The organism is Streptomyces sp. DH12 (assembly GCF_020873895.1).
Lineage (GTDB): Bacteria > Actinomycetota > Actinomycetes > Streptomycetales > Streptomycetaceae > Streptomyces.
In genome coordinates, this window is the sequence record NZ_JAHWGT010000388.1 from 1 (window position 1) to 648 (window position 648).

The 648-nt window shown below is 77.6% G+C and carries 1 pseudogene; it reads left to right on the plus strand.

The features are described 5' to 3' along the window. Positions 1–648, plus strand: a pseudogene (locus LPA54_RS34730) (helix-turn-helix transcriptional regulator); the annotation flags it as partial.

The following is a 648-nucleotide window of genomic DNA, read 5'->3' on the forward strand; positions in this document are numbered from 1 at the left end:
GCCGGCGCGGGGAAGACGCTGCTGGTCGCGGACTGGGTGGCCGGGCACCCCGAGCTGCCCGTCGCCTGGCTCACCACCGACGCCGACGGGCAGGGCGCCGGCATGTTCTGGGCGTACCTCCTCCAGGCGCTGCGCACCTCCGGCGTGCCGCTGCCCGGGGACATCGCCTCCCCGGCCGACGCGAACCGGGTGGGCGACGCCCTGCCGGCCCGGCTCGCCGCCCTCCTCGGCGAGCGGGACCGGCCGGTGGTCCTGGTGCTGGACGAGTTCGACCGGGTCACCGCCCCGGAGATCGCCGCTCAGCTCGGCTTCCTGCTGCGCCACTCCGCGCCGGGGCTGCGGCTGGTCCTCGTCACCCGTACCGAGCCGCTGCTGCCCCTGCACCGCTACCGCGCCGCCGGCGAACTGACCGAGATCCGCGACGCGGAGCTCGCCTTCACGCCCGGCGAGGCGGCTCGGCTGATGGAGGCGCACGGCCTGCGGCTGTCCCCGGCAGCGGTGCGCGGGGTCGTGGAGCGGACCCGGGGGTGGGCCGCCGGACTGCGGCTGTGCGCGCTGGCGGCCGAGGAGGCCCCGGACCCCGAGCTCTGCCTCAAGGAGTTCGCGGCCGACCGGAGCGCCGGCGCCGACTTCCTGCGGACCGAGGAG